Here is a 24,322-nt window from a genome sequence, read left to right as displayed (position 1 = left end):
TCGATCGATGATCAGGATGTTTTTGTGCGACTTTTTAGCCAATTAAGCTGGTATTTTCTGCGCGAATGGCGCCGCTATCTCGGCGCGGTTCTGCTGCTGATCGTGATTGCCTTACTGCAACTGCTGCCGCCGCACGTGGTGGGAAAAATCGTTGATGGCGTCAGCCGTGACGGTATGAGCAGCGCTCAGCTCCTGCTGTGGGTGGGGGCGATGCTGCTCACCGCCGTGGTGGTCTATTTGCTGCGCTATGTCTGGCGCGTGCTGCTGTTTGGTGCCTCTTACCAGCTGGCCGTGGAGCTGCGCGAAGATTTCTACCGCCAGCTCAGCCGCCAGCATCCCGGCTTTTACCTGCGCCACCGCACCGGTGACCTGATTGCCCGCGCCACCAACGATGTGGACCGCGTGGTATTTGCGGCGGGTGAAGGCGTGCTGACGCTGGTCGATTCGCTGGTGATGGGGCTGGCGGTGCTGATCGTCATGAGTACTCAGATCAGCTGGCAGCTGACGCTGCTGGCACTGCTGCCGATGCCGGTGATGGCGCTGGTGATCAAGCGCTATGGCGACCAACTCCATCAGCGCTTCAAACTGGCGCAGGCGGCGTTCTCCTCGCTCAACGATCAGACGCAGGAGAGCCTGACCAGCATTCGCATGATCAAAGCTTTTGGTCTGGAAGATCACCAGTCCGGGCAGTTTGCTGCTATCGCCAAAGACACCGGCGAGAAAAACCTGCGCGTGGCGCGCGTTGATGCGCGTTTTGACCCAACCATCTATATCGCCATCGGGCTCTCTAATCTGCTGGCGATCGGCGGGGGTAGCTGGATGGTGTGGCACGGCACGCTGACCCTCGGCCAGCTGACCAGTTTTGTTATGTACCTTGGGCTGATGATCTGGCCCATGCTGGCACTGGCGTGGATGTTTAATATCGTCGAGCGCGGTAGCGCGGCCTGGAGCCGCATTCAGTCGCTGCTGGCGGAAGCGCCCGCGGTCACCGACGGCAGCAAGCAGGTGCCGGAAGGGCGGGGCCTGCTGCAAATCGCGGTGCGCGAGTTTTGCTATCCGGGGGCGCAGCAGCCTTCGCTTCGCAACCTCAACGTCAATATCAAACCGGGGCAGATGCTCGGATTATGTGGCCCGACCGGCTCGGGAAAAAGCACGTTGCTGAGTCTGGTACAGCGCCACTTTGATATCGATCAGGGGGATATTCGCTACCACGCTATCCCGCTGCCGCAGCTGCGGCTGGACAGCTGGCGCAGCCGTCTGGCGGTAGTCAGCCAGACGCCTTTCCTGTTTTCCGACAGCGTCGCCAACAATATTGCCCTTGGCCGCCCGGGTGCGACACAGAGCGAGATTGAACAGGCTGCACAGCTGGCGTTTGTCCATGACGATATTCTGCGCCTTCCGGAAGGTTATGAAACCGAAGTCGGTGAGCGTGGCGTGATGCTCTCCGGCGGGCAAAAACAGCGTATCTCCATCGCCCGGGCGCTGCTGATGAATGCTGAGATCCTGATTCTGGATGATGCCCTGTCAGCGGTCGATGGCCGTACTGAACATCAAATTCTGCATAACTTGCGGCGCTGGGGAGAAGGGCGCACGGTGATCATTAGTGCTCATCGTCTGTCTGCGCTGACTGAGGCCAGTGAAATCCTGGTGCTGCAGCACGGCGTAGTGGCTCAGCGCGGCAATCATGAACAGCTCGCCAGCAGCCCGGGCTGGTATCGCGATATGTACCGCTATCAGCAGCTGGAAGCGGCGCTGGATGACGACGAGATCGAACAGGGAGTGCCGCATGGCTAGAGTAACCCATCAGTGGCCGACAATTAAACGGCTGCTCTCCTACGGCAGCCCGTGGCGCAAATCCCTCGGCATGGCCGTAGTGATGCTGTGGATTGCGGCAGCGGCAGAAGTGCTCGGACCGGTGCTGGTCAGCTATTTCATCGACAATATGGTGGCAAAACATCATATGCCGGTCGGGATCGCTGTCGGGCTGGTGGTCAGTTTTCTGCTGCTGCAACTGCTGGCCGCCGGACTGCACTATTGGCAGGCGCTGCTGTTCAACCAGGCCGCCGTGGGCGTTGTCCAGCGCCTGCGCACCGACGTGATGGATGCGGCGCTGCGTCAGCCGCTGAGCGCCTTCGATACCCAGCCGGTAGGCCAGATTATTTCACGCGTCACCAATGACACCGAAGTGGTGCGTGACCTCTACGTCACCGTGGTGGCGACCGTGCTGCGCAGTGCGGCGCTGGTGGGTGCCATGCTGGTGGCGATGTTTAGCCTCGACTGGCGCATGGCGCTGATTGCGATTGCAATCTTCCCGGCGGTGATTGTTGTCATGCTGATCTACCAGCGTTACAGCACGCCGATTGTACGCCGGGTGCGCAGTTATCTGGCGGAGATTAATAACGGCTTCAACGAAGTGATCAACGGCATGAGCGTGATCCAGCAGTTCCGTCAGCAGGCACGCTTTGGCGAACGCATGCGGGATTCCAGCCATTCGCACTATCTGGCGCGCATGCAGACCCTGCGGCTCGACGGCTTCCTGCTGCGGCCGCTGCTCAGCCTGTTTTCCGCGCTGATCCTCTGTGGGCTGATGCTGCTGTTTGGCTTTTCCTCGGTCGGTTCTATCGAGGTCGGCGTGCTCTACGCCTTTATCAACTACCTCGGGCGCTTAAATGAACCGCTGATCGAACTCACCACTCAGCAGTCGATGCTGCAGCAGGCGGTGGTGGCCGGCGAGCGGATTTTCGAACTGATGGATGCACCGCGCCAGCCCTATGGTGAGGATGTTCAGCCGCTGCAAAGCGGCAGTATTGAGATCCGTGACCTGACCTTTGCCTATCGTGAAGGGCGCCCGGTGCTGAGCGATATCAATCTCTCGGTGCCATCGCGTAATTTTGTTGCCCTGGTCGGGCACACCGGCAGCGGCAAAAGCACGCTGGCGAACCTGCTGATGGGCTATTACCCGCTGAGCAAGGGGGAGATCCTGCTGGACGGACGCTCGCTACCGACGCTCAGCCATGCCGCCCTGCGCGACAGCGTGGCGATGGTACAGCAGGATCCGGTGGTGCTGGCCGATACCTTCTTTGCCAACGTCACCTTAGGAAGGGATGTCAGTGAGGATGCGGTGTGGCAGGCGCTGGAAACGGTGCAGCTGGCCGGGCTGGCGCGTGAAATGAGCGATGGCATTTATACCCGGCTGGGGGAGCAGGGTAATAACCTCTCCGTCGGTCAGAAGCAGCTGCTGGCGATGGCGCGCGTGCTGGTTGCCACGCCGCAGATCCTGATTCTGGATGAGGCCACTGCGAACATCGACTCCGGTACCGAGCAGGCGATTCAGAAGGCGCTGCGCGCCGTGCGCGAACGTACCACGCTGGTGGTGATTGCGCACCGCCTCTCAACCATTACCGAAGCCGATACCATTTTAGTGTTGCACCGTGGGCAGGCAGTCGAGCGCGGCAGCCATCAGCAACTGCTGGCCGCACGCGGGCGCTACTGGCAAATGTACCAGCTACAGCTGGCAGGTGAAGAGCTGGCTGCGGCGGAAAATCAGTAATCTGCGCCGCTGCGCTGCACCAAATGCAGGCGAATAACGGCCTGCATTCCCTCAAATGCACTGCACTAACGCACAACGCACCGTAATGGTGCGTTTTTTTTGTGCTCAATCCCGTACTGTGATTTTCACGGCGATCTTCCTCCCAGTCGCGACTCAGACCAGCACTGACTAATCGTCTGAAAAATTCAGATTTTTGAACTATGGCACAGCGTTTGCTTAATAGATTTCGTGTCGGCAAAACAACCGTTTTTATACCTGGAGGGGATCGTATGAAGCTGGTTACCGTGGTAATCAAACCGTTCAAACTGGAAGACGTGCGTGAAGCGCTGTCGTCTATCGGTATTCAGGGCCTGACTGTGACTGAAGTCAAAGGCTTTGGCCGCCAGAAAGGGCATGCAGAATTGTATCGCGGTGCTGAATACAGCGTGAACTTCCTGCCAAAAGTAAAAATCGATATTGCGATTGCAGATGACCAGCTGGATGAAGTGGTTGATGTGATTAGCAAAGCCGCTTATACCGGCAAAATTGGTGACGGGAAGATCTTCGTTGCAGAATTGCAGCGTGTCATCCGTATTCGCACCGGTGAAACTGACGAAGCAGCACTGTAATTCGGGGCTAAGAATTGTGATGGGATGGGATAAAATGAAAAAACTCGCTAAGTTTGGCCTCGCCGGCGTGACTCTTTTACCGTCGCTGGCCATGGCAGCCGCGCCTGCGGTAGCTGATAAAGCCGATAACGCTTTTATGATGATCTGCACCGCGCTGGTGCTGTTTATGACGATCCCGGGTATTGCGCTGTTCTACGGCGGCCTGATCCGCGCCAAGAACGTGCTGTCAATGCTGACCCAGGTGGCGATGACCTTCGCGATGGTATGCGTACTGTGGATGGTTTACGGTTACTCGCTGGCCTTCAGCGAAGGTAACGCCTTCTTTGGTAGCTTTAACTGGGCGATGCTGAAAAATATCGCCCCGACCGCGCTGATGGGCTCTTTCTATCAATATATCCACGTCGCGTTCCAGGCCTCCTTCGCCTGTATCACCGTGGGTCTGATCGTCGGCGCTATTGCTGAACGTATCCGCTTCTCTGCGGTGCTGATCTTCGTGGTTATCTGGCTGACCTTTGCCTACCTGCCTATCGCACATATGGTGTGGGCGGGCGGTTTCCTGGCTCAGGATGGCGCGCTGGACTTCGCGGGCGGTACCGTTGTCCATATCAACGCCGCCGTTGCTGGCCTGGTGGGGGCTTACCTGGTGGGTAAACGTGCCGGTTTCGGTAAAGAATCGTTCAAACCGCACAACCTGCCGATGGTATTTACCGGTACTGCGATCCTGTACTTCGGCTGGTTCGGCTTCAACGCCGGCTCTGCCAGTGCGGCTAACGAAATCGCCGGTCTGGCCTTCCTCAACACCGTGATCGCCACGGCGGGGGCAATGCTGACCTGGACCTTCGGTGAGTGGGCGCTGCGCGGCAAACCTTCTCTGCTGGGCGTGAGCTCAGGTGTGATTGCCGGTCTGGTCGCTATTACCCCAGCCTGCGGTTACGTGGGGGTGGGTGGTGCGCTGATCATCGGCCTTGTCGGTGGGCTTGCAGGCCTGTGGGGCGTGACGTCACTGAAAAAATGGCTGCGCGTTGATGACCCTTGTGACGTATTCGGCGTGCACGGCGTGTGCGGCATCGTTGGCTGCATTATGACCGGCATCTTTGCCTCCTCTTCACTGGGTGGCGTGGGTTATGCAGAGGGCGTAACCATGGGCCATCAGGTCTGGGTACAGCTGTTCAGCGTCGGCCTGACCATTGTCTGGACTGCTGTTGTTGCCTTCATCGGATTTAAAGTGGCGGATATGATTGTTGGCCTGCGTGTACCGGAAGATCAGGAGCGTGAAGGTCTGGACGTCAACAGCCACGGCGAGAATGCTTACAACAACTAAGCTGAAGCTGACACTGATAAGAAAAGTAGTGCGCTAAAAACAATGACAAAGCGGGCCATTTCAGGCCCGCTTTTTTATGGCTGATGATTAAGAACGCTGACGGATCACCCCTTCCTGCACCGTTGAGGCAACCAGGACGCCCTGCTGGTTCCAGAATTCACCGCGCACAAATCCACGCGCGCTGGAGGCTGAGGTACTCTCCACGCTGTAAAGTAACCAGTCATTGAGATCGAAAGGGCGGTGGAACCACATGGAGTGGTCAATCGTCGCCACCTGCATGCCCGGCTCCAGAAAGCCTTTACCGTGCGGCTGTAGCGAAACCGGCAGGAAGTTGAAATCGGAAGCATAGCCGAGCAGATACTGATGAATACGCTTGTCAGCCGGCATGATGCCGTTCGCGCGCAGCCAGGTATAGCGCACCGGGTTACTGGTATGGCCCTTTAACGGGTTATGAAACTCCACCGGACGGATTTCAAAAGGCTTCTCCGCGAGGAACTTATCGCGCGCCTTTTCTGGAATATACTGCGCCAGCTGCTGGGCAATCTCCCGCTCGGAAGGCAGAGAATCCGGGCCGACAACCTGCGGCATGGTTTTCTGATGCTCGAAGCCGGTTTCCGGGCCCTGGAAAGAGGCGGTCATGTAAAAGATCGGTTTACCGTTCTGTACGGCTTTTACCCGGCGGGCGCTAAAGCTCTGGCCGTCGCGCAGGTTCTCCACGTCGTAGATAATCGCTTTCTGGCTGTCGCCCGGGCGCAGAAAGTAGCTGTGAAACGAATGGATAATGCGTTCCTGTGGCACCGTCTGTTTTGCGGCATACAGCGCCTGGCCCACCACCTGGCCACCAAATACCTGGCGTAGCCCCAGATCTTCACTCTGCCCGCGAAACAGCCCCTCTTCCAGGGTTTCCAGATCCAGCAGATTCAGTAAATTTTGCAGCGCCTGGCTCATAAAACGCATCCTCAGTAATATTTCAGCCCTCAGTTTGCGAAATCCGACCAGTTATCGTCAATGACTGTTTTTGCAATCTGTGGCGTCAGGGGGAAATGCGCAAAAATCGGCGCTTCCAGGAAAAAATCAGTAAGTTGTGCCAGAATTAAGCTTACGCAGGCAGGAAAGCTCTGCCTATTCGCGGTAATTTGGCTGTCGTAATCATTCATTGGAAGGAGAAGTTATCAATGAAAATCTGGCATGTATTAAGTGGCGCGGCTCTGGCTGTGGTAATTACAGGGTGTGCTGACAAAAGCAAAGATGTGCCGACCCCAACGCTGGGATCGCAGGTAGAAGGTCAGCAGGGGGTGATTAGGCAACCGAACGTGAGCGGGACCGTGTGGATCCGTCAGAAAGTGGCGCTGCCACCGGATGCGGTGCTGACCGTGACGCTGTCGGATGCTTCGCTGGCTGATGCACCGTCTAAAGTGCTGGCGCAGCGCGTGGTGCGCACGGAAGGTAAGCAGGCGCCGTTCCAGTTTACCCTGCCGTTTAACCCGGCGGATATCCAGCCAAAAGCACGCATTCTGCTGAGTGCGGCGGTAAGCGTGGATGGCAAACTGATGTTTATCACCGATACGGTGAAACAGGTGGTCACCACGGGCGGAACGCGTCAGGACCTGACGCTGGTGCCTGTGCCTGAAATGGCGATGCCAACCACCAGTGGGGCACCAGCAACCGTGCCTTCCACTTCGCCTACCCTGGTAACGCCATCAGGCGCCGTTCCTGCGCCAACGTCGATGTAACGTTTGTCGGGCGCGGCATCCGCGCCCGAAAATTGCATTACCAGTGCCAGCGATACTTCACCAGGTCGATTTTCCCCTCGCGCGATACCTCAATCCCTTCCGCCTGCAGTGCTTTACGCTGTCTGCTGAGATCGTCACCCGTCAGCGAAATTTCACCTTTACGATTAATCACCCGGTGCCACGGCAGTTTGCTGCCTTCAGGCAGGCGCTTCAGCACGCCGCCAACCTGACGCGCCGCGCGCGATGAACCGGCCAGCCGGGCCACTTCGCCATAGGTGGTGACGCTGCCATAAGGGATCGCGGCAACAATTTGATAAATACGCTGTTGAAAACTGTCCTGTTCGATGGTCATAAGCCTATAGCGAGGAAATAATCTGCAGATCGTGCAAGAAACCAACGGTCACCAGGGGGCGGCTTGCAATTGCCGGGGGCATCATTGATAATGCCTGCGCTCTGGTTACCCAGGGCACTCAATGGGGGCCCGGTTGGTTCTCCCGCAATGCTAATTTGTGAACTCGGTCAGGTCCGGAAGGAAGCAGCCGTAACAGATGACGCGTGTGCCGGGATGTAGCTGGCAGGGCCCCCACCCAATTCTGCCTCACCAGCCCTCACGACTTCATTCGTTTCAAATCACACATCATTAGTTAGCGAACAAACTTCCATACTGCAACGGGCACTTTGTCATAAAGCTTATTCATTGTCAGTTCGGCCAGACGATGATCGGCAGCGGAATAGAATACAGCCAGTTCATCATCAGATAATTCGTACTTGTTCTTTTCGATGACGCGCTCAAGCGTGTCGATGGAACGACAGCGTCTGAGGCGCATCAGATAATCAGTTTTTGTTAAAAGTTTGTCTGTCATTATTAAACCGTAAATGAGTAATGGGTTGCTAAAACGAATGGCTGGCCTGTGTCAGGCTTGTTGCACATTCCTCTGCAAAAATGTTGAACAGTCGTTTGGCGGATTTCTGCCAGCGTTGTAAGTCCTGAACATTAATGCCGTAATTGCTGAACAGCATAAAGGTGTCATCCAGGTATTCATCAATCTGACTTATCAGATCGCTGTCCTCGATGTGCTTAATTTTGTAATTCATGGTGAATGCTGCAATATGCTCGATCAGGTCGTTAAGCTGCAGATTGGCAGCAGAGGTAGGATCGTTAACCCAGCCGTGGTGGCTGTCGCCTAACGTAGCCAGGCTTTCATCGTACAGGTTTTCACACAAAAATTTCAGCTGGGCAATATCATGCCTTCTCGGTGAGTATTCGTCCATCTTTTTCCCCTCCTAAGCTTGCGAAACAGGCCATTAAACCGCACTTTAAACATGGGTGCCAGGAAGTGATAATTACTATGCTATGTAACATCTAAACAAAATATAACTTATTTAAATTAACCTGCCGCTCGACTGACCAAATATTACAATTCATCGGACATGTTGTGGCGATCGTTATCAATGAAATCAAACACCAGCGCATCAGGAGTAAGGGTAAAATTGACCGACTGATGGGTTGTTTCACTCGCATCAATATCCAGACAGGCATTGAATACGTTCCAGCGGAAGCTGTAGTTCATTTTATAACGTGATTGTTGCAAATATTCCAGGGAAATAATTTTCAGACTTTCGGGAACATATCGCGCATTTTGTGAATACCATTCCAATGAACCAATCAGGTCATCTTCTATTTTGGGAATTATCTGTTCGATCTCATGCATTAATTCTAGTGGTTCAATGTTAGTTTGACGATATTTTAATGGTAAAGTTTTGCGCATTTTTCCCTCTCAGAGTTAAATTTTGCTTATCAGCTTAATTGCTGTAGCCGAGTGGATAAGCCAGGTTATAAATTTAGTGTAGCCTATATTGATGATTTAACAGTTAATTATTTTACTCGCACCGGCATGCTTCCGCATAAAACCATCACCATGTTGAGTTTTTTTTATATAAAAAACGCTTCAGCCATCCGGCTCCAACGTAATAATTAGATACATTTTAATGATATCCGTCCTGCCTCCATCCACGCTACTTTATTGTTATGTTATAACATTTAAGTGGCTTTTTAATGAACACCTCTCCGGCTTTTATTCGCATCGGCACCTTGCTCAGCTGCCCGGCATGGCTGCGTATGGTGCTGACCTTACACCTGGTCGGCGCGCTGGCGGCGCTCACCTGGTGGGCGGCACTCTGATGATCGTACTTAATCAGCTGGTGGTTGGCTATCAGCATCGTGCGGTGACGCCGCAGTTAAATGGTGAGTTTGCACGCGGCAGCATGACGGCCCTCGTGGGGGCAAATGGCTGCGGAAAATCAACGCTGCTGAAGACGCTGTGCGGGATGTTGCCCCCGGTCAGTGGTTCGGTCAGCCTCTCTGCGCCACGACCGACCGTTGCCTGGCTGCCCCAGCACGCTGAGCTGGAGAAAACATTCCCTTTGACCGTTTTCGATCTGGTGGCAATGGGCTTCTGGCGTCAGAGTGGCTGGTTTAAAGGCTTAAACCGCCAGCAGCGTGAGCAGGTCATGTCGGCACTGCAGCGCGTCAATATGCTGCCGTTCGCTGCCGCCGCGCCGGGAACCTTATCCGGCGGGCAGCTGCAGCGCGTGCTGTTTGCCCGGCTGCTGATACAGGACGCAGAACTGCTGCTGCTGGATGAGCCTTTTACCGGCGTCGACAGCGATACCACCGAACTGCTGCTGGCGCTGCTGGCGGAGCGGCATCAGGCCGGGGCGACACTGATTGTTGTCCTGCACGACATGGCTACGGTGGCGCAGCATTTCCCGCAGGTGTTACGCCTGAAAGAGCAGCACAGCGAATGGACCTGCCGCGGCTGCGGCGTGACCGGGCTGAGCTTTAGTCGCCGTGGGGGGGCCAGCGCATGATGCTGATCCAGCCATTTATCGAATTTGGATTTATGCGCCGGGCGCTGGTGGCCTGCGTCGCGCTGTCGCTGAGCGCGACGCCGCTCGGCGTCTTCCTGCTACTGCGCCGCATGAGCCTGGTGGGCGATGCGCTGTCGCACGCGGTGCTTCCCGGTGCCGCAATCGGCTATTTACTCTCCGGACTTTCGCTGGTCGCGATGGGCATTGGCGGAGCGATTGCCGGTCTGACGGTGGCTCTGTTGTCAGGCGCGGTCAGTCGCTATACGCCGCTGCGTGAGGATGCCAGCTTTGCCGGTTTCTATCTTGGCTCACTGGCGCTGGGCGTCACGCTGGTGTCGCTGCGCGGTTCCAGCGTCGATCTTCTGCATGTCCTGTTCGGCTCGCTGCTGGCGGTCGATACGCCCTCCATCGTGCTGGTCAGCAGTATCAGTGCGGTCACCCTGCTGATCTTCGCGCTGATCTACCGCCCGCTGACCATTGATGCCTTTGACCCGAGCTTTCTGCGCGCCCAGAACCGCTGGACCTCACCGCTGGTGCACGCCATTTTTCTGGTGCTGGTTGTCATCAACCTGGTGGCGGGCTTTCAGGTGCTTGGCACCCTGATGAGCGTCGGGCTGATGATGCTGCCTGCGGCCAGTGCCCGATTCTGGAGCCGTCATCTCGCCGGGACGCTGGCGGCGGCAATGATCATCGCCACGCTGGCCAGTTTCAGCGGGCTTTACGCCTCGTTTTACCTCTCGTTACCTGCCGGGCCCGCCGTGGTGCTGAGTGCGGCACTGTTGTTCTTTCTTTCCATTTTAATCGGTCCCTGCGGCGGCATTTTTGCCGGGCGTAAACCATTGGCAATCAGATAGGGAGTAAGTATGAAGAAGTTACCTGTGGCGCTGGCGCTGTCCGTATTGCTGGCCGCACCTGCTGCAATGGCGAAAACCGTTGAAGCGGTTGCCAGTTTTACCGTGCTGGCGGATATCGTAAAAAACGTTGGCGGCGAACACGTCGTGGTGAAAAGCCTGGTGGGGCCAAATGGCGACCCGCACAGCTTTGAACCTACGCCAAAAGATAGCCAGGCGCTGGCGCATGCCGATGTCGTGTTTGTTAGCGGACTGGGAATGGAAGGGTGGATGGATCGTCTGATCGCCGCATCGGGCTATAAGGGAGAGACGGTAGTGGCTTCAGCCGGGATCAACACGCGAAAAATGGAAGAGGACGGAGAAACGGTTACCGACCCGCACGCGTGGAACAGCATGCAGAACGGTGTTATCTATGCCACTAACGTGATGAATGCGCTGATCGCCGCCGATCCGCAGGATGCAGATTATTTCCGTCAGCACGGCAGCGCCTACATCGCACAGCTTAAGCAGCTGGATAGCTGGGCGCAGCAAGAGTTCAGCGCTATTGCGCAGAGCAAACGTAAGGTGCTGACCAGCCATGATGCTTTCGGCTACTTCGGCCAGCGATACGGGGTGACGTTCCTCTCACCGGTCGGTTTCTCCACCGAATCTGAGGCCAGCGCTTCCGACGTCGCCGCGCTGATCGCTCAGCTGAAGCAGGAGAAGATCCATGCCTACTTTATCGAGAATCAGACCGATCCGCGCCTGGTTAAACAGATTGCCGCTGCCGGCGGCGCGCAGCCGGGCGGCGAGCTGTATCCGGAAGCATTGACCGGGCAGGGCGGTGAAGCAGACAGCTACATTAATGCTTTCAAACATAACGTCAATGCGATGGTCAGCAGCATGAAATAAGCGTCCAGCCGGTGATTAAGCTGCATAAAAAAGGGGATAGCCGCGGCTATCCCCTTGTGTTGCATGCTTGAGAGTCATCAATTAATGCTTCTTGCCACCCCGGCCCTGTACGGCCTTGAAGCGTGGGTTACTTTTGCAAATGACGAATACGCGGCCGTGACGGCGGACGATTTTACAATCTTTGTGGCGTTTTTTGGCCGAGGCCAGAGAGCTTAAGACCTGCATGATGGCTCCTTACTTTTTCATCGCGCCGAGGAAGCTGCCGAAGCGCTGGTTGAAGCGTGCGGCGCTGCCCTCTTTGGCAAAATCTTTCTGCTTGCCGGTGTAATAGACGTGTGAGGCCGAAGAGACATCCAGCGTCACGTAAGGCATCTGTTTGCCTTCATGCTCAATCGTGCGATCGGTTTTGATGGTCGACCCCACGACAAACCAGGCATCTGCCGTGGTGTCATGAAACACCACCTGGCGATAGGTTGGATGAATACTCTGTTTCATCTGTTACTCCACTTGTTATGTTATACTATAACAATAGTATGCGCCGCAGGTGAGCAAATTGCAACTGCGCGTACGCTGGAAAAAAGACAAAAAAAAGAGGCCGCATTAAGCGGCCTCTGGTTCACATTAACTTGCGTGAATTAGTGATGATGATCGACTGGGTGGCTATGTTCCAGCTCTTCTTTGTTCTTACTGAAGCGGCGGCGAACCACCACGAAGAACACTGGAACGAAGAAGATCGCCAGGATAGTCGCGGTGACCATCCCGCCCATCACGCCAGTACCTACGGCGTTCTGAGCACCGGAACCCGCACCGGTACTGATAGCCAGCGGCAGAACCCCGAGGATAAACGCCAGAGAAGTCATCAGGATTGGACGTAAACGCATACGTACCGCTTCCAGAGTCGCTTCCACCAGGCCTTTGCCTTCCTTCTCCATCAGGTCCTTAGCGAACTCGACGATCAGGATGGCGTTCTTCGCCGATAGCCCTATGGTGGTTAGCAGCCCCACCACAAAGTACACGTCGTTGCTCAGCCCGCGCAGGGTGGTAAAGATCAGCGCCCCGACCACACCCAACGGTACGACCAGCATTACCGCGAACGGTATTGACCAGCTCTCGTACAGTGCGGCCAGACAGAGGAAGACCACAATCAGCGAGATGGCATACAGTGCCGGAGCCTGGTTACCGGACAGACGTTCCTGATAGGACATCCCCGTCCAGTCGTAACCAATACCGGTAGGCAGTTTCGACGCCAGGTCCTGCATCAGATTCATTGCTTCACCCGAGCTCTTACCTGGTGCTGGCTGTCCTAACAGCTCCATCGACGGCAGGCCGTTATAACGCTCCAGTCGTGGTGAACCGTAAACCCACTGTGCAGAGGCAAAGGCGCTGAACGGCACCATTTCACCGCTGCTGGCACGCACATACCAGTTGCCAATATCACTTGGCAACATACGGTAAGGCGCATCGCCCATCACGTACACTTTCTTCACGCGGCCGCGGTCAATGAAGTCATTAACGTAGGATCCGCCCCAGGCTGCCGCCAGCGTGGTGTTGATATCGGAGAGCGATACCCCCAGCGCCGACGCTTTTTCCTGGTCGATAGTCAGTTTGTACTGTGGCGTATCTTCCAGACCGTTAGGACGCACGCCTACCAGGGTATCTGAATGCTGAGCAATCATGCCAAGCAGCTGGTTACGTGCTGCGGTCAGTTTCTCATGGCCAAGGCCACCCTGATCGATCAGCTGGAAGTCAAAACCGGTCGCCGTACCCAGCTCAACAATCGCCGGCAGGTTGAACGGAATCACCATCGCATCTTTGATCGCTGACAGCGCGCCCATGGCACGCCCGGCAATCGCCGGCACCTTGTTATCTGAACCCGAACGTTCATCCCACGGTTTCAGGCTGACGAAGGCGATACCGGTGTTCTGACCACGACCTGCAAAGCCAAAGCCGTTAACGGTGAACACCGAGTTAACGTTCGCTTTCTCTTTATTCAGGTAGTAATCCGTCACCTGGTCCAGCACTTTCTGTGTACGTTCCTGCGTGGCACCTGCTGGCAGCTGTGCCATGGTCAGGAATACCCCCTGGTCTTCTTCCGGCAGGAAGGAGGTTGGCAGGCGCATAAACAGATAGGCCATGCCCACCACGATCACCAGATAAATCACCAGATAACGACCGGTGCTGCGCACGATGTGGCCCACGCTGTCGGTGTAGTGATTGGTGCTTTTGTCGAACAGGCGGTTAAACCAGCCGAAGAAACCGGTGGTTTTGCCATGGTCGCCTTTCGCAATCGGCTTCAGCATGGTGGCACACAGTGCCGGGGTCAGGATCAGCGCGACGATAACCGACAGCACCATCGCGGAAACGATAGTAATCGAGAACTGACGATAGATAACCCCGGTAGACCCGCCGAAGAAGGCCATTGGAATAAATACCGCTGACAGCACCAGCGCAATACCGACCAGCGCGCCCTGGATCTGCTCCATCGATTTACGCGTGGCTTCCTTGGGCGGTAGGCCCTCTTCGGCCATGACGCGCTCGACGTTCTCGACCACCACGATGGCGTCATCCACCAACAGGCCGATGGCGAGCACCATCCCGAACATCGTCAGGGTGTTTATCGAGTAGCCAAACGCGCTGATAATCGCAAAGGTGCCGAGCAAGACAACCGGCACCGCAATCGTTGGGATCAGCGTGGCGCGGAAGTTTTGCAGGAACAGGTACATCACCAGGAACACCAGCACGATAGCTTCGACCAGTGTTTTTACAACTTCGTTAATCGAGATCTTAACGAATGGCGTGGTGTCATACGGATAGACGATTTTCATGCCGGCCGGGAAGAACGGCTCCAGTTTGGCAAGCTCAGCTTTTACCGCCGCAGCGGTATCCAGGGCGTTAGCACCGGTTGCCAGCTTGATCCCCAGACCCGAGGCCGGTTGACCGTTATAGCGTGCAATAATCTCGTAGTTCTCACCACCCAGCTCGATATGCGCCACGTCGCTCAGACGGACACGCGAACCGTCGCTGTTCACTTTCAGCAGGATCTTACCGAACTCTTCAGCCGAGGTCAGACGCGTCTGCGCGATGATCGAGGCATTCAGCTGCTGGCCTTTCACCGGTGGTGAACCACCGAGCTGACCGGCCGCCACCTGGGCGTTCTGGGTGTTGATGGCGCTGATCACATCGACCGGCGTCAGTGAGTAGTTGTTGAGTTTATGCGGGTCCATCCAGATACGCATCGCATACTGCGCCCCGAACAGCTGGGTATCACCCACGCCGGAGACACGACTAATGGGATCTTTAATATTAGAACCCACGTAGTCGGAGATGTCGTTCTGCGTCATGGTGCCGTTATCGTTGATGAAACCGGCAACCATCAGGAAGCTACTGGAGGATTTCTGAACTTTAATCCCCTGCTGCTGTACTTCCTGCGGGAGCAACGGCATCGCCAGCTGCAGTTTGTTCTGAACCTGCACCTGCGCGATATCAGCATCGGTACCGGACTGGAATGTCAGAGTCAGCTGCAGCGTACCCGAAGAGTCGCTGCTTGAACCCATGTACATCAGGCCGTCGATGCCGTTCATGTTTTGTTCGATAACCTGCGTGACGGAGTCCTGCAAAGTTTTCGCATCGGCACCCGGGTAGGTGGCGGTGATCTCGATTGCCGGTGGAGCAACGTTAGGATATTGCTCAATCGGCAGTTTCAGGATCGACAGCGCACCCGCCAGCATAATAATGATGGCGATAACCCAGGCAAAGATGGGGCGATCGATAAAGAACTTAGCCATGTATCAGCGGCTCCTGTTAAGACTTCGGTTGTTCAGACTGTGCCTGAGACTGAGGGGCTTCTTTGGCACTGTCGTCGCTAACTTCCTGTGGGGTCACCGCCGCACCGGCTTTCACACGCTGCAGACCGGTGGTGATCACACGATCGCCATCTTTCAGACCGGACGTGACCAGCCATTTGTCGCCGAAAGCTTGATCGGCTGTCACATTACGCACTTCAACCTTGTTATCCGCACCGACAACCATGGCAGTCGCCTGGCCAGTTGGCGTGCGGGTGATGCCCTGCTGAGGAACCAGCAATGCATTTGGGTTGGTGCCTTCATCCAGGCGAGCTCGTACGAACATGCCTGGCAGCAGGTTGTGGTCCGGGTTAGGGAACACTGCACGCAGTGTGATGGAGCCGGTGGTCTCGTCGACGGTGACATCAGAGAATTCTAATGTTCCGCTCTGCGAGTATTCTTTACCATCCTGCGTTAACAGTTTGACTTCAGCTTTGCCGTTGGTCTGCTGCAGCTGGCCGGATTTCAGCTCGTCGCGCAGACGAATAAAGTCTTCGCTCGACTGGGTTACGTCAACGTAGATCGGGTCCAGCTGCTGCACAGTTGCCAGAGCGGTCGTCTGAGCACTCTGCACCAGCGCACCTTCGGTGACTGAGGATTTACCAATGCGTCCGCTGATAGGCGAGGTCACTTTGGTATAGGCAAGGTTAATACGGGCAGATTCAACGGCTGCCTGTGCTGCCTGAACGGCGGCAGCGGTCTGGCTCTGGGTGGCTGCCGCGGTATCGTAATCCTGCTGACTGATGTACTTAGTACCCAGCAGAGGCTTGTAGCGTTTTACGGTTAAAGCGGCGATCTGCGCGTTGGCCTGAGCCTGTGCGAGGTCACCTTTGGCGCTGTCGTAAGCGGCCTGATAAGTGGCCGGATCAATTTGATACAAGGATTCGCCAGCCTTGATATCACTACCCTCAACGAAGTTGCGTTTCAGAATAATGCCGGAAACCTGTGGGCGAACTTCTGCAATACGGAACGATGAGGTGCGACCCGGCAGGTCGGTGGTAATTTTAAGCGGCGCGCTTTTTAGCGTCGTGATACCCACTTCAGGGGCCTGTTGCTGACCGGCCTGCTGAGAATCTTTGTTATCACATCCTGTTAGCACTAAGCTGCCTGAAAGCATCAGAACGGCCGCCAGAGGCGTTAACCCTCTGTTTTTGTTCATAAATAAACCTCGAGTGTCCGATATCGATTGTTCAATGGATCACAAACCCATAAACCCATTGCTGCGTTTAAATTATGGTCGTGCTATGGTACATACATTCGGAAATGTATGTAAGTCTAACGCTTTGTAAAAAACACCCTCATGGCACGAAATACCAAACAACAAGCTCAGGAAACGCGAAATCACATCATAGATGCGGCTATTGAGCGCTTTTCTGAGCATGGCGTTTCTAAAACGTCACTGGCTGATATTGCCGCAAGTGCTGGCGTGACGCGGGGTGCAATCTACTGGCATTTCAAAAATAAAACGGATTTGCTCAATGAGATTTGGGCACAGTCCGAATCCGGAATGGCAGACCTGGAGCTTGAGTATCAATCAAAATACCCGGCGGATCCACTCTCTGTTATGCGAGCTATGTTGCTGTATGTCCTTGACGCGGCAGCCACTGATCCGAGAAGACGTGCACTTATGGAAATTATTTACCATAAATGTGAGTTCGTCGGTGAAATGACTACCCTCCAGCTAATGCAGCAAAATCTCTATCTTGAATGTTATGAGAAGATAGAAGAGGTTTTACAACAGTGTATTGATGCAAAGCAACTTCCGGAAAATCTTAACACGCGTCGCGTCGCTGTAGTGATGCGTGGCTACATCAGCGGCATCATGGAAAACTGGCTGTTTATGCCGGAGAGCTTTGACCTCGCCGCCGACGCGCCGCAGCTGGTGGACACGCTGATCGAGATGCTGATCGGGTGCCCAACCTTGCGCAAGCCAGCATAGCGCGAAATTATGAACGTGCGGCGACTTTCTGCTCGAAATCTCGCTGCACAATCGCCAGCGCTGCCAGCACGGTTTCTGGCGCTATCTGATTCTCTTCCAACAGCATAATCAAATCTACGGCCAGTTTGACCTCTTCCGGTGCAGTATCCAGCGACATACGTCTTCCTTATAGTAATAAAAATTTCAGATGCGCAGCATTCTGACCATGCCAACCATGACCAGCGCGCCGGCAAACGCGGCCAGCAGCGCCCGCGGGTGGAAGATTGCCAGCGTCCCGTAGTCAAAATAACTGCTGACATAGCCGCCAATCAAGGCACCCACTGCAGTCAATAACAACGTTGGCATCAGGCCGCCGGGGCGGCCGGGGGAAAAACGGCGTGCAATAACGCCCACCAGCAAACCGGTTACCATCCAGCTAATCAGCCCCATAGCGGCCTCTCTTTCAGCGAGTTATCATCCGATTATAGCCCGCGCTCGCGATTTTCGATGCCGCGCTCAATTCGCTTCAACGCCTGCAGGCAGCGCTGCAAACGCCCTTCGAGTGCAGCCACCTCACGCTGAAGTTGCTGCTGCTGTGCCAGCGTTTCCTGCACGGCCAGCAGACTTTCCCGGTCCTGAATCATCGCCCGCAGGCGGCGCTCAAAATCCTGATGTTCGGCCAGCTTTTCATACAGGTTCTCGCGCACCGGCGTCGCGCGGGTCTCACTGCTGCGCATCTTGAGCGTTGCCAGTTCGCGCTGCATGGCGCTCATCTGCAGCACCACGCGTTCGGCCATCCATGCCACGCTTTCCGGGCGATTATCCCTCACGCTCTGTTTTAACAGCGCCATGGTCTGTCTGACTTCCTGCAGATAATCGCCCAGGCGGGTAGAGTGGCTGTGAAATAACTGATGGTCAAAGCGCGCCTGCGCATTACGTTTATTAGCATGCGGCTCGACAGCCAGCGCCAGCTGTTCCAGCTGCGTTTCCAGTTGTTGCAGTAAAGCTGCGCTTTTCATCGTGTTCTCCAGGGCAGTATTGCGGCTATGATACCCTGTTTAGAGCCAATTTTTTCGGGTACGCCATGCAACGTTATCTTCTTATTACTCTTGGCTGGTTGGCGGTGGTACTGGCCACGCTCGGCGTGGTACTGCCGCTGCTGCCAACCACGCCATTTTTACTGCTGGCGGCCTGGTGCTTTGCCCGGTCTTCTCCGCGCTTCCATCACTGGCTACTGCACCGCTCGGTATTCGGGCGCTACCTGCGTCACTGGCAGCAGCATCGGGCAATGCCACCGGGCGCCAAGGGCAGGGCGATCCTGTTTATTCTGCTGACCTTTGCCTTTTCCTTGTGGATGGTCAAAATTCTCTGGGTACGCCTGCTGCTGCTGGCGATACTCTGCTGCCTGCTGATCTTTATGATCCGCCTGCCAGTGGTTGACGAAGAGCAGGAAAAGCGCTGATTTCGCTAAACACGGTTGCAATTGTCCGGCGTTTTGCCTAGATTTGGTCGTTTTCGTGCGCGGCTTTCCCCCAGTGTTTGAATTTCACCCGGCTTTATCGTCGTGCGTGAAGCAAGCCGCGTGAGTCAGATTTGTATTTACCAGGCACAACACTATGACCGCGACTGCGCAGCAGCTTGAATTCCTTAAAAACAGTATCAAAAGCATCCCGGACTACCCAAAACCGGGCATTCTCTTTCGTGACGTCACCAGCCTGCTGGAAGATCCGAAAGCGTATGCGTTGAGCATTGAGCTGTTAGTTGAACGCTATCGTCACGCTGGCATCACCAAGGTGGTGGGCACTGAGGCGCGCGGTTTCCTGTTCGGCGCACCGGTTGCGCTTGGGCTGGGCGTGGGCTTCGTACCGGTGCGTAAACCCGGCAAGCTGCCGCGTAAAACTTTTGCCGAAAGCTACGAGCTGGAGTACGGCACCGACCAGTTAGAGCTGCATTGTGATGCTATCCAGCCGGGTGACGTGGTGCTGGTGGTTGACGATCTGCTGGCGACCGGTGGCACGATTGAGGCCACCGTGAAGCTGATCCGCCGCGCGGGCGGCACCGTGAAAGATGCCGCTTTCATCATTAATCTGTTTGACCTCACCGGCGAATCACGCCTGAAGGCGCAGGGCATTGAAAGCTACAGTCTGGTGAACTTCCCCGGTCACTAAGATTTTGCGGGGCGGCTGGTCCGCCCCGATCTCTCCTCATCTGCTTCTCTCCCTGTACACCAAATGCCTTCAGCCGCTGTTCGGCACAAAAAGCAGCGATTCATCCCCCCTGATGCTTACACTTGTGCGGCAAAATGCAGCCGTCACCGTGATAAAGGAAGTTCGGGATGAACAAAATCGCTACCGTTACTACTCTCCTCGCCGTACTGGCGGGTGCCACAGCCGCAAACGCCGCTCAGACTAAGGCCCCTGTTGATTATCAGTACCGGACAAAAGATATCAGCGGGCTGCACACCTTCACGCTGGGATACGCCCAGAGCCACATTCAGCATTTCAACAATATCAAAGGTCTTAACCTTAAATATCGCTACGAAATCCCTCAGCTGCCGCTCAGCGCGATGGTGTCTCTCACCTGGATGAACGGGCGCGGCAGCCAGTTTGCACAGTTTGATGGCGCCTCAGAGAATAAATACCATCGCGTGCGCTACTATTCGCTGATGGTGGGGCCGGCTTATCGCATCAGCCATTGGGCCAGTCTCTACGCGCTGGCTGGCCCGGGTTGGGAAAGCAGCACCAACATCACTCACCTTCGAGATGCTGCTGGTGAACATTCCGGGCGCAAAAAAAGGGCCCGTTCGCGTTTTGCCTGGGGGGCGGGAATGCAGTTCAACCTGATTGATAACCTGGCGCTGGACGTCGGTTATCAGGGCGGTCACCTGCAGAATACGTCCAGTCACGGCTTCAACGTTGGCGTGGGGTATCGTTTCTGATTTGTTCAACAGAACGTGGAAAGGGCAGCGAATGCTGCCCCTGTGTTATCAGAATGAGAACTTAACTCCCGCCTGAATAATGTTGTCGGAGGTATGGGATGACTCGTTCAACTGATAGTTGAGGCTATACCCCAGCTGCTGGTGCGACAGCTCAATACCTACGTTACCGCTAAACACTGAGTGGTCAGTGATAGTTGAGTGTGTCGTTGAAGAACTGCCTTCCTCACCAGGCATCCAGCTACGGCTCTTTGCTGTTACATCGCCACTATTCCCAGTCCACGTCAGGTCAATAGTGGGTTTAATCTGATAGCCAGCTGAGGTGGTGAACGCTTTAGACAGCGAAACGCCCAGCGGGAATGACCAGATACTTTGTGAACCGCTAGCGGTATCGAACAGGTTACCCAGCTCATTATGCGTTTTAAAACCTTCACTCTTAAGCAGGGTGTAGCGCACTCCAGCGTGTGGTTCTACATCCGCCAGGCCACTCTGCCAAAGGTAATTTACCTTGATACCACTGCTAACGGCCCAACTGTTCACACCCGCACGCAGCGCCGAGCCATCAACGCCCGCAGGAGTTTGCTGTTTCAGCCGGTTATGGCTGCCCGTGTAGCTAACATCTGCCATCACACTCGCCGCATCCAGCTGCCAGCTGCTGTAAAGCGTGGTCCCCCAGAAATTGAAGTCATTCCGCGTTGGGCTGACATTCCCCCGGCTGGAACTTTTCCCCCCGCCAGCATTCAGCGCTATACCGCTGGTTAAACTTCCATAATCGCCGCCATCTGTCCGGTAATCACTGCCCAGCGCCACTCCACCGAGGTGAGTGGCGGCACGCGCCTGCCACTCTCCCGAAGAGAATCCATGGGAACTGCTGTTATCTGACAATAGCGTGGCCCACAGATTACCCCCGCTGCTGCTGTCATGCAGGTCAGAGGCGAGATGGCGGGCAACCGCCTGTTCCGCGGCTGACAGCGCCATAAAGGTCGTGTGCTGAACGCCAATCACCGAAGCCATATGCAGGGCAGACTGCACCACCCGGCTGGCCACCACCCTGTCACGAATGAAGCGGATATCCATTACCTGCGAAACAAAACGCTGGCTGGCATCGGCAGAGTGGGTATTGACCCCCTGCTGTTTCGCCATATCCGCCAGCAGATCGGCAGTGTACTGCGGCAGTAGCGGGAGTGCCGCTTGCTCCGCGCTGAGGCGATGGGCATTGCCACTGCTGCTGGCGATCATATTTAACAGTCGGCTGGTACTGACAATGTTCTGCTGTTGCCAGAATCCATCCCGGGCGCTACCGCCCAGGCTGGCGGTGAAAGCTTCAGTGGTTTTCAGATTATCATCTGCGATCACCATCATTTTGGCGTTGGTGTCTATGCGCCCCTCGCCGGTCAGAAGGGGGGCTGAACGCTGGCCAACATACGGTTTGGCAGAAATGACCGTCAGCGATGAGCCAGCAAAATGCTGCTGATGATCATTGCTGCCTACACTCCAGCCAACATCCGCGCTGGAGAGGTTGGCACTCTGACCAGCAGCAATCACCAGGGTGCCGTCAAATGGCGCAGCCTGCTGCTGAGCCATCCATTCAGCCCCCTGCTGCCAGCGTTCCGCATTCAGCTGGCGCGTACCAATGATCGCCGCTGCCTGCTTTGTTACCTCAATCAGACCCCGTGAAGCATCGAGCAAGCTGCTGGCATACAGCCCGCCGTCAATGCGCAGCGCCCCGGCGTGAAGCGCGCTACGTTCGGTGGTAAAGATCCCCCCGGTTTGCAGATACTGATTGTCACAGCTGTTTTGAGTGTCTGCCTGGCCTATGGATAGACTGTTTGCGCTGAAGCTCCCCGCAGTAATCGTAAGCTGTCCACTGCCAGCCTGACCTGCGCCGCCATTTTTACCACCAAGCTGGATATCCGTGGCGATCTGTCCACTGCCGCCATTGAACTGCGCATAGCCGTTGCCAGCGTTACCGCCCTGGCCGCCGCGTCCTGCGGCAGTCGCGCCGGCGTCACTGCCGTCGCTACCCGTTTTACCGCCGTTGCCGCCCAGCTGCATAATTCCGCCGTTCAGGATCTTGCTGTTCTCAAATCTCAGGCTAGCGTGACCGCCGTGACCGCCGGCACCACCCAGTCCGCCAGGCGCATTCAGCGCAGCATCGCCGCCCTGGCTGCCGCTGGCGCCATCACCCCCTAGCGTGATTGAGTGAAGGCTTAGGGTACTGTCAGTGACATGGATAAGAGCATTGCCGCCATTCCCTCCAGCAGCACCGGCTCCGCCCATGCCACCATTTGCGCCCTCGCCACCCTTGCCGGAATAGGTCACTCCATTGTTGCCCTGTTGCGCACCGTTGCCGCCACGGGAACCCTCACCGCCAGCCCCACCGGCCTGCAAGTGGTTATTGACTGTCAGGCGCGAGTGGTTGAGGCTCAATAAAGCATGACCTCCCTGTGCGCCGTTGCCACCGTTGGCGCCTGCTGCTCCCGCGCCGCCATGACCGCCGTTGCCACCTGGGCCGCCGCTACCGCCGCTGCCTCCCCAGCCGCCTTCGCCGCCAGAACCTTTAGTACCATCCACCCCGCTGGCACCGCTTGAGCCGCTCTGCCCCCTTGCTCCTTGCAGACCACCATCAGCACCCTGGCCACCGGCAGTCCCCTCAGTGGCGGCACCAGCCTGGCCGCCACTACCGCCGAGGATGATATTATCAGCGCTAAAATCACCTCCGTTGAGGCTGAGTTTTCCATTCCCTCCTGTAGCGCCGTCACCCCCGTCACCCCCGCGAGAACCTGCAGCGCCGTTAGCTCCGTGGCCGCCTGACGCACCGCTGCCTCCGTTGCCGCCGTTGCCACCATTACCGCCATTGCCGCCGGATGAACCGCTACCGGCATCGCCACCCGAGCCGCCATTGCCCGCATCGCCACCGGCTCCGCCATCACCGCCTGTTCCACCCGCTGCGCCAGCGGAAGAGACGCCTGCTGCACCGCCATTCCCGCCGTTAGCTCCGAGCGCAATAGTGCTAAAGGAGCCATGATCCTTGTCTATGGAGAGCGTTTCCGAGGCGCCGGGCTGCCCGGCGGCACCCTTAGCGCCCAAGCGGCCGCTACTGCCACTGCTGCCATTCAAAGCCGCAGCGGCAGCAGCACCTGCAACCCCGTTGCTACCGTTATCGCCGTTAAACCCGATGCCGCCCGAGCCGCCGTTGTTACCCCGGCTTCCATTAGCGCCCTTATTCCCGCTCCCCCCATTTCCTGCGCTGGCGCTGAGGCCCGCATTCTCTCCATCTTCACCACTTCCGCCTTTGCTGCCAAGGGTGATGGTCTGGCTTGAGGCAGGGGGTTCGTTCGCGGCGGGGAGATTACCCGCTGCTGAGACATAAGTGCTGAAAACAGGCAGTGAGAGCAGTACAAGCGCAGGAAGAGAATTGACCAGACGAGACTTTCTAAACGGGATATTGCTGAGTTGTCCAATCGTTGTCTGTTTCATAAATTAATCCTTTATCGGTGAAATCCTTGTGATGCAGCAACTGGATGAAAAACAGGCGGCATCGCTCTTCGGTACATTGAGATGCAGATTGGTTTTATCAGGGGATAATCGGATTATTAGGCACTGTCGTTCCTTGTATGCCGGGGAAAGGCACCTCATGTGCCCTGGAAGTGAATCGCGCGCTCAATCTGACATAATCGTTTTGCCGCAAATGAACAGATCGTGTTAATCATGGTGTTTAATGCTGATTTTCGTAATTTATCCATAGTAATGTGCTGGTTTTTGGTTGTCAGGTCGAATAAAAATCATAGGGTGCCTGAAG

27 protein-coding genes and 1 other RNA gene are annotated in these 24,322 nt (G+C 56.0%); 15 read left to right on the top strand and 13 right to left on the bottom strand.

Features of this window, described 5'->3' with window-relative positions; all coding sequences use genetic code 11:
- The first annotated feature begins 24 nt into the window (after positions 1–24).
- From ID864_RS14495 to amtB, 4 genes are all read left to right on the top strand, one after another.
- Positions 25–1,794 (top strand): SmdA family multidrug ABC transporter permease/ATP-binding protein, encoded by a 1,770-nt coding sequence (locus ID864_RS14495; protein WP_048916921.1) that lies wholly within the window; start codon positions 25–27, stop codon positions 1,792–1,794.
- Entirely contained in the window at positions 1,787–3,550 is a 1,764-nt protein-coding gene (locus ID864_RS14490; RefSeq protein ID WP_048916920.1) for a SmdB family multidrug efflux ABC transporter permease/ATP-binding protein, read from the top strand. Before ID864_RS14495 ends, ID864_RS14490 begins: the two co-directional genes overlap by 8 nt.
- A 269-nt stretch (positions 3,551–3,819) precedes the next feature.
- Positions 3,820–4,158: a P-II family nitrogen regulator gene (gene glnK / locus ID864_RS14485; RefSeq protein WP_007886947.1), complete on the top strand. Its 339-nt coding sequence runs from the start codon at positions 3,820–3,822 to the stop codon at positions 4,156–4,158.
- A gap of 19 nt (positions 4,159–4,177) precedes the next feature.
- Complete coding sequence (amtB, locus tag ID864_RS14480; RefSeq protein ID WP_099754781.1) at positions 4,178–5,479, top strand: ammonium transporter AmtB; 1,302 nt, start codon at positions 4,178–4,180, stop codon at positions 5,477–5,479.
- A gap of 87 nt (positions 5,480–5,566) precedes the next feature.
- Here amtB and tesB read toward each other — a convergent pair whose 3' ends face one another.
- Complete coding sequence (gene tesB, locus ID864_RS14475) at positions 5,567–6,427, bottom strand: acyl-CoA thioesterase II (RefSeq protein WP_048916919.1); 861 nt, start codon at positions 6,425–6,427, stop codon at positions 5,567–5,569.
- A gap of 227 nt (positions 6,428–6,654) precedes the next feature.
- Here tesB and ID864_RS14470 point away from each other — a divergent pair, with 227 nt between their 5' ends.
- A complete protein-coding gene (locus tag ID864_RS14470) occupies positions 6,655–7,212 on the top strand; it encodes a YbaY family lipoprotein (RefSeq protein WP_048916917.1) in 558 nt (185 codons plus the stop codon).
- A gap of 37 nt (positions 7,213–7,249) precedes the next feature.
- On the opposite strand, the gene ID864_RS14465 is transcribed toward ID864_RS14470, so the two are convergent.
- Complete coding sequence (locus ID864_RS14465; RefSeq protein WP_048916916.1) at positions 7,250–7,564, bottom strand: MGMT family protein; 315 nt, start codon at positions 7,562–7,564, stop codon at positions 7,250–7,252.
- Between the two features lie 131 nt (positions 7,565–7,695).
- Between ID864_RS14465 and ffs the strand changes: the two genes are divergently transcribed.
- Positions 7,696–7,792: signal recognition particle sRNA small type (ffs, locus tag ID864_RS14460), an RNA gene on the top strand.
- Between the two features lie 64 nt (positions 7,793–7,856).
- Here the strand turns inward: ffs and ID864_RS14455 are convergent.
- The 3 genes from ID864_RS14455 to ID864_RS14445 all read right to left on the bottom strand — a co-directional run bounded on the left by ID864_RS14455 (position 7,857) and on the right by ID864_RS14445 (position 8,981).
- On the bottom strand, positions 7,857–8,075 hold the full coding sequence (locus ID864_RS14455) for an HHA domain-containing protein (protein WP_004156337.1): 219 nt from the start codon (positions 8,073–8,075) through the stop codon (positions 7,857–7,859).
- Between the two features lie 28 nt (positions 8,076–8,103).
- Positions 8,104–8,484, bottom strand: coding sequence for an Hha toxicity modulator TomB (gene tomB / locus ID864_RS14450; RefSeq protein WP_048916915.1), 381 nt, complete (start codon positions 8,482–8,484; stop codon positions 8,104–8,106).
- Positions 8,485–8,627: 143 nt separating this feature from the next.
- Positions 8,628–8,981, bottom strand: a complete 354-nt coding sequence (locus ID864_RS14445) for a hypothetical protein (protein WP_048916914.1) — start codon at positions 8,979–8,981, stop codon at positions 8,628–8,630.
- Positions 8,982–9,268: 287 nt separating this feature from the next.
- Between ID864_RS14445 and ID864_RS23860 the strand changes: the two genes are divergently transcribed.
- The 4 genes from ID864_RS23860 to ID864_RS14430 are packed head-to-tail and all read left to right on the top strand — an operon-like array spanning position 9,269 to position 11,825.
- Positions 9,269–9,394, top strand: a complete 126-nt coding sequence (locus tag ID864_RS23860) for a hypothetical protein (RefSeq protein WP_263575963.1) — start codon at positions 9,269–9,271, stop codon at positions 9,392–9,394.
- Complete coding sequence (locus tag ID864_RS14440; protein WP_099755080.1) at positions 9,394–10,083, top strand: metal ABC transporter ATP-binding protein; 690 nt, start codon at positions 9,394–9,396, stop codon at positions 10,081–10,083. Before ID864_RS23860 ends, ID864_RS14440 begins: the two co-directional genes overlap by 1 nt.
- A complete protein-coding gene (locus ID864_RS14435) occupies positions 10,080–10,937 on the top strand; it encodes a metal ABC transporter permease (protein ID WP_099755081.1) in 858 nt (285 codons plus the stop codon). Before ID864_RS14440 ends, ID864_RS14435 begins: the two co-directional genes overlap by 4 nt.
- A 9-nt stretch (positions 10,938–10,946) precedes the next feature.
- The gene (locus ID864_RS14430) at positions 10,947–11,825 is read left to right on the top strand and encodes a metal ABC transporter solute-binding protein, Zn/Mn family (RefSeq protein WP_048916911.1); all 879 of its coding nucleotides are present in this window, start codon (positions 10,947–10,949) and stop codon (positions 11,823–11,825) included.
- An 81-nt stretch (positions 11,826–11,906) separates the two neighbouring features.
- On the opposite strand, the gene ykgO is transcribed toward ID864_RS14430, so the two are convergent.
- The 4 genes from ykgO to ID864_RS14410 form a co-directional block, all read right to left on the bottom strand.
- Positions 11,907–12,050: a type B 50S ribosomal protein L36 gene (gene ykgO / locus ID864_RS14425; protein ID WP_099755082.1), complete on the bottom strand. Its 144-nt coding sequence runs from the start codon at positions 12,048–12,050 to the stop codon at positions 11,907–11,909.
- Positions 12,051–12,059: 9 nt separating this feature from the next.
- Positions 12,060–12,320 (bottom strand): type B 50S ribosomal protein L31, encoded by a 261-nt coding sequence (locus ID864_RS14420; RefSeq protein WP_048916910.1) that lies wholly within the window; start codon positions 12,318–12,320, stop codon positions 12,060–12,062.
- Positions 12,321–12,460: 140 nt separating this feature from the next.
- Positions 12,461–15,610: a multidrug efflux RND transporter permease subunit AcrB gene (gene acrB, locus ID864_RS14415; RefSeq protein WP_048916909.1), complete on the bottom strand. Its 3,150-nt coding sequence runs from the start codon at positions 15,608–15,610 to the stop codon at positions 12,461–12,463.
- Positions 15,611–15,626: 16 nt separating this feature from the next.
- Positions 15,627–16,826, bottom strand: coding sequence for an efflux RND transporter periplasmic adaptor subunit (locus tag ID864_RS14410; protein WP_099755084.1), 1,200 nt, complete (start codon positions 16,824–16,826; stop codon positions 15,627–15,629).
- 141 nt (positions 16,827–16,967) lie between these two features.
- Between ID864_RS14410 and acrR the strand changes: the two genes are divergently transcribed.
- On the top strand, positions 16,968–17,606 hold the full coding sequence (acrR, locus tag ID864_RS14405; RefSeq protein ID WP_062818364.1) for a multidrug efflux transporter transcriptional repressor AcrR: 639 nt from the start codon (positions 16,968–16,970) through the stop codon (positions 17,604–17,606).
- A gap of 7 nt (positions 17,607–17,613) precedes the next feature.
- On the opposite strand, the gene rsmS is transcribed toward acrR, so the two are convergent.
- The 3 genes from rsmS to priC are packed head-to-tail and all read right to left on the bottom strand — an operon-like array spanning position 17,614 to position 18,604.
- Entirely contained in the window at positions 17,614–17,763 is a 150-nt protein-coding gene (gene rsmS, locus ID864_RS14400; protein ID WP_099755085.1) for a pleiotropic regulatory protein RsmS, read from the bottom strand.
- A gap of 26 nt (positions 17,764–17,789) precedes the next feature.
- Entirely contained in the window at positions 17,790–18,035 is a 246-nt protein-coding gene (locus tag ID864_RS14395) for a GlsB/YeaQ/YmgE family stress response membrane protein (protein ID WP_191149981.1), read from the bottom strand.
- Between the two features lie 32 nt (positions 18,036–18,067).
- Entirely contained in the window at positions 18,068–18,604 is a 537-nt protein-coding gene (gene priC, locus ID864_RS14390) for a primosomal replication protein PriC (protein WP_191149980.1), read from the bottom strand.
- 65 nt (positions 18,605–18,669) lie between these two features.
- Here priC and ID864_RS14385 point away from each other — a divergent pair, with 65 nt between their 5' ends.
- From ID864_RS14385 to ID864_RS14375, 3 genes are all read left to right on the top strand, one after another.
- Positions 18,670–19,047: a DUF454 family protein gene (locus ID864_RS14385; RefSeq protein WP_133624261.1), complete on the top strand. Its 378-nt coding sequence runs from the start codon at positions 18,670–18,672 to the stop codon at positions 19,045–19,047.
- 154 nt (positions 19,048–19,201) lie between these two features.
- Complete coding sequence (gene apt / locus ID864_RS14380) at positions 19,202–19,753, top strand: adenine phosphoribosyltransferase (RefSeq protein ID WP_048916902.1); 552 nt, start codon at positions 19,202–19,204, stop codon at positions 19,751–19,753.
- Positions 19,754–19,920: 167 nt separating this feature from the next.
- Positions 19,921–20,523 (top strand): Ail/Lom family outer membrane beta-barrel protein, encoded by a 603-nt coding sequence (locus ID864_RS14375; protein WP_191149979.1) that lies wholly within the window; start codon positions 19,921–19,923, stop codon positions 20,521–20,523.
- Positions 20,524–20,571: 48 nt separating this feature from the next.
- Here the strand turns inward: ID864_RS14375 and ID864_RS14370 are convergent, their stop codons facing one another.
- On the bottom strand, positions 20,572–23,094 hold the full coding sequence (locus ID864_RS14370; protein WP_191149978.1) for an autotransporter outer membrane beta-barrel domain-containing protein: 2,523 nt from the start codon (positions 23,092–23,094) through the stop codon (positions 20,572–20,574).
- Positions 23,095–23,544: 450 nt separating this feature from the next.
- Here ID864_RS14370 and ID864_RS14365 point away from each other — a divergent pair, with 450 nt between their 5' ends.
- The gene (locus tag ID864_RS14365) at positions 23,545–23,844 is read left to right on the top strand and encodes a hypothetical protein (protein ID WP_191149977.1); all 300 of its coding nucleotides are present in this window, start codon (positions 23,545–23,547) and stop codon (positions 23,842–23,844) included.
- Positions 23,845–24,322 lie beyond the last annotated feature (478 nt).

Source organism: Erwinia aphidicola (assembly GCF_014773485.1).
Lineage (GTDB): Bacteria > Pseudomonadota > Gammaproteobacteria > Enterobacterales > Enterobacteriaceae > Erwinia > Erwinia aphidicola.
This window is presented reverse-complemented; position numbering and strand designations above follow the sequence as displayed.

Bases quoted from the DNA above. Each gene is read 5' to 3' on its own strand.
- ID864_RS14375 (WP_191149979.1), top strand. From the start codon at position 19,921: ATGAACAAAATCGCTACCGTTACTACTCTCCTCGCCGTACTGGCGGGT.
- acrR (WP_062818364.1), top strand. From the start codon at position 16,968: ATGGCACGAAATACCAAACAACAAGCTCAGGAAACGCGAAATCACATC.
- ID864_RS14455 (WP_004156337.1), bottom strand. From the start codon at position 8,075: ATGACAGACAAACTTTTAACAAAAACTGATTATCTGATGCGCCTCAGA.
- ID864_RS14445 (WP_048916914.1), bottom strand. From the start codon at position 8,981: ATGCGCAAAACTTTACCATTAAAATATCGTCAAACTAACATTGAACCA.
- ID864_RS14440 (WP_099755080.1), top strand. From the start codon at position 9,394: ATGATCGTACTTAATCAGCTGGTGGTTGGCTATCAGCATCGTGCGGTG.
- rsmS (WP_099755085.1), bottom strand. From the start codon at position 17,763: ATGTCGCTGGATACTGCACCGGAAGAGGTCAAACTGGCCGTAGATTTG.
- amtB (WP_099754781.1), top strand. From the start codon at position 4,178: ATGGGATGGGATAAAATGAAAAAACTCGCTAAGTTTGGCCTCGCCGGC.
- ID864_RS14365 (WP_191149977.1), top strand. From the start codon at position 23,545: ATGATCCTTGTCTATGGAGAGCGTTTCCGAGGCGCCGGGCTGCCCGGC.
- ID864_RS23860 (WP_263575963.1), top strand. From the start codon at position 9,269: ATGAACACCTCTCCGGCTTTTATTCGCATCGGCACCTTGCTCAGCTGC.
- ID864_RS14430 (WP_048916911.1), top strand. From the start codon at position 10,947: ATGAAGAAGTTACCTGTGGCGCTGGCGCTGTCCGTATTGCTGGCCGCA.
- tesB (WP_048916919.1), bottom strand. From the start codon at position 6,427: ATGAGCCAGGCGCTGCAAAATTTACTGAATCTGCTGGATCTGGAAACC.
- glnK (WP_007886947.1), top strand. From the start codon at position 3,820: ATGAAGCTGGTTACCGTGGTAATCAAACCGTTCAAACTGGAAGACGTG.
- ykgO (WP_099755082.1), bottom strand. From the start codon at position 12,050: ATGCAGGTCTTAAGCTCTCTGGCCTCGGCCAAAAAACGCCACAAAGAT.
- ID864_RS14420 (WP_048916910.1), bottom strand. From the start codon at position 12,320: ATGAAACAGAGTATTCATCCAACCTATCGCCAGGTGGTGTTTCATGAC.
- ID864_RS14490 (WP_048916920.1), top strand. From the start codon at position 1,787: ATGGCTAGAGTAACCCATCAGTGGCCGACAATTAAACGGCTGCTCTCC.
- acrB (WP_048916909.1), bottom strand. From the start codon at position 15,610: ATGGCTAAGTTCTTTATCGATCGCCCCATCTTTGCCTGGGTTATCGCC.
- tomB (WP_048916915.1), bottom strand. From the start codon at position 8,484: ATGGACGAATACTCACCGAGAAGGCATGATATTGCCCAGCTGAAATTT.
- priC (WP_191149980.1), bottom strand. From the start codon at position 18,604: ATGAAAAGCGCAGCTTTACTGCAACAACTGGAAACGCAGCTGGAACAG.
- ID864_RS14470 (WP_048916917.1), top strand. From the start codon at position 6,655: ATGAAAATCTGGCATGTATTAAGTGGCGCGGCTCTGGCTGTGGTAATT.
- ID864_RS14410 (WP_099755084.1), bottom strand. From the start codon at position 16,826: ATGAACAAAAACAGAGGGTTAACGCCTCTGGCGGCCGTTCTGATGCTT.
- ID864_RS14385 (WP_133624261.1), top strand. From the start codon at position 18,670: ATGCAACGTTATCTTCTTATTACTCTTGGCTGGTTGGCGGTGGTACTG.
- ID864_RS14435 (WP_099755081.1), top strand. From the start codon at position 10,080: ATGATGCTGATCCAGCCATTTATCGAATTTGGATTTATGCGCCGGGCG.
- ID864_RS14465 (WP_048916916.1), bottom strand. From the start codon at position 7,564: ATGACCATCGAACAGGACAGTTTTCAACAGCGTATTTATCAAATTGTT.
- apt (WP_048916902.1), top strand. From the start codon at position 19,202: ATGACCGCGACTGCGCAGCAGCTTGAATTCCTTAAAAACAGTATCAAA.
- ID864_RS14395 (WP_191149981.1), bottom strand. From the start codon at position 18,035: ATGGGGCTGATTAGCTGGATGGTAACCGGTTTGCTGGTGGGCGTTATT.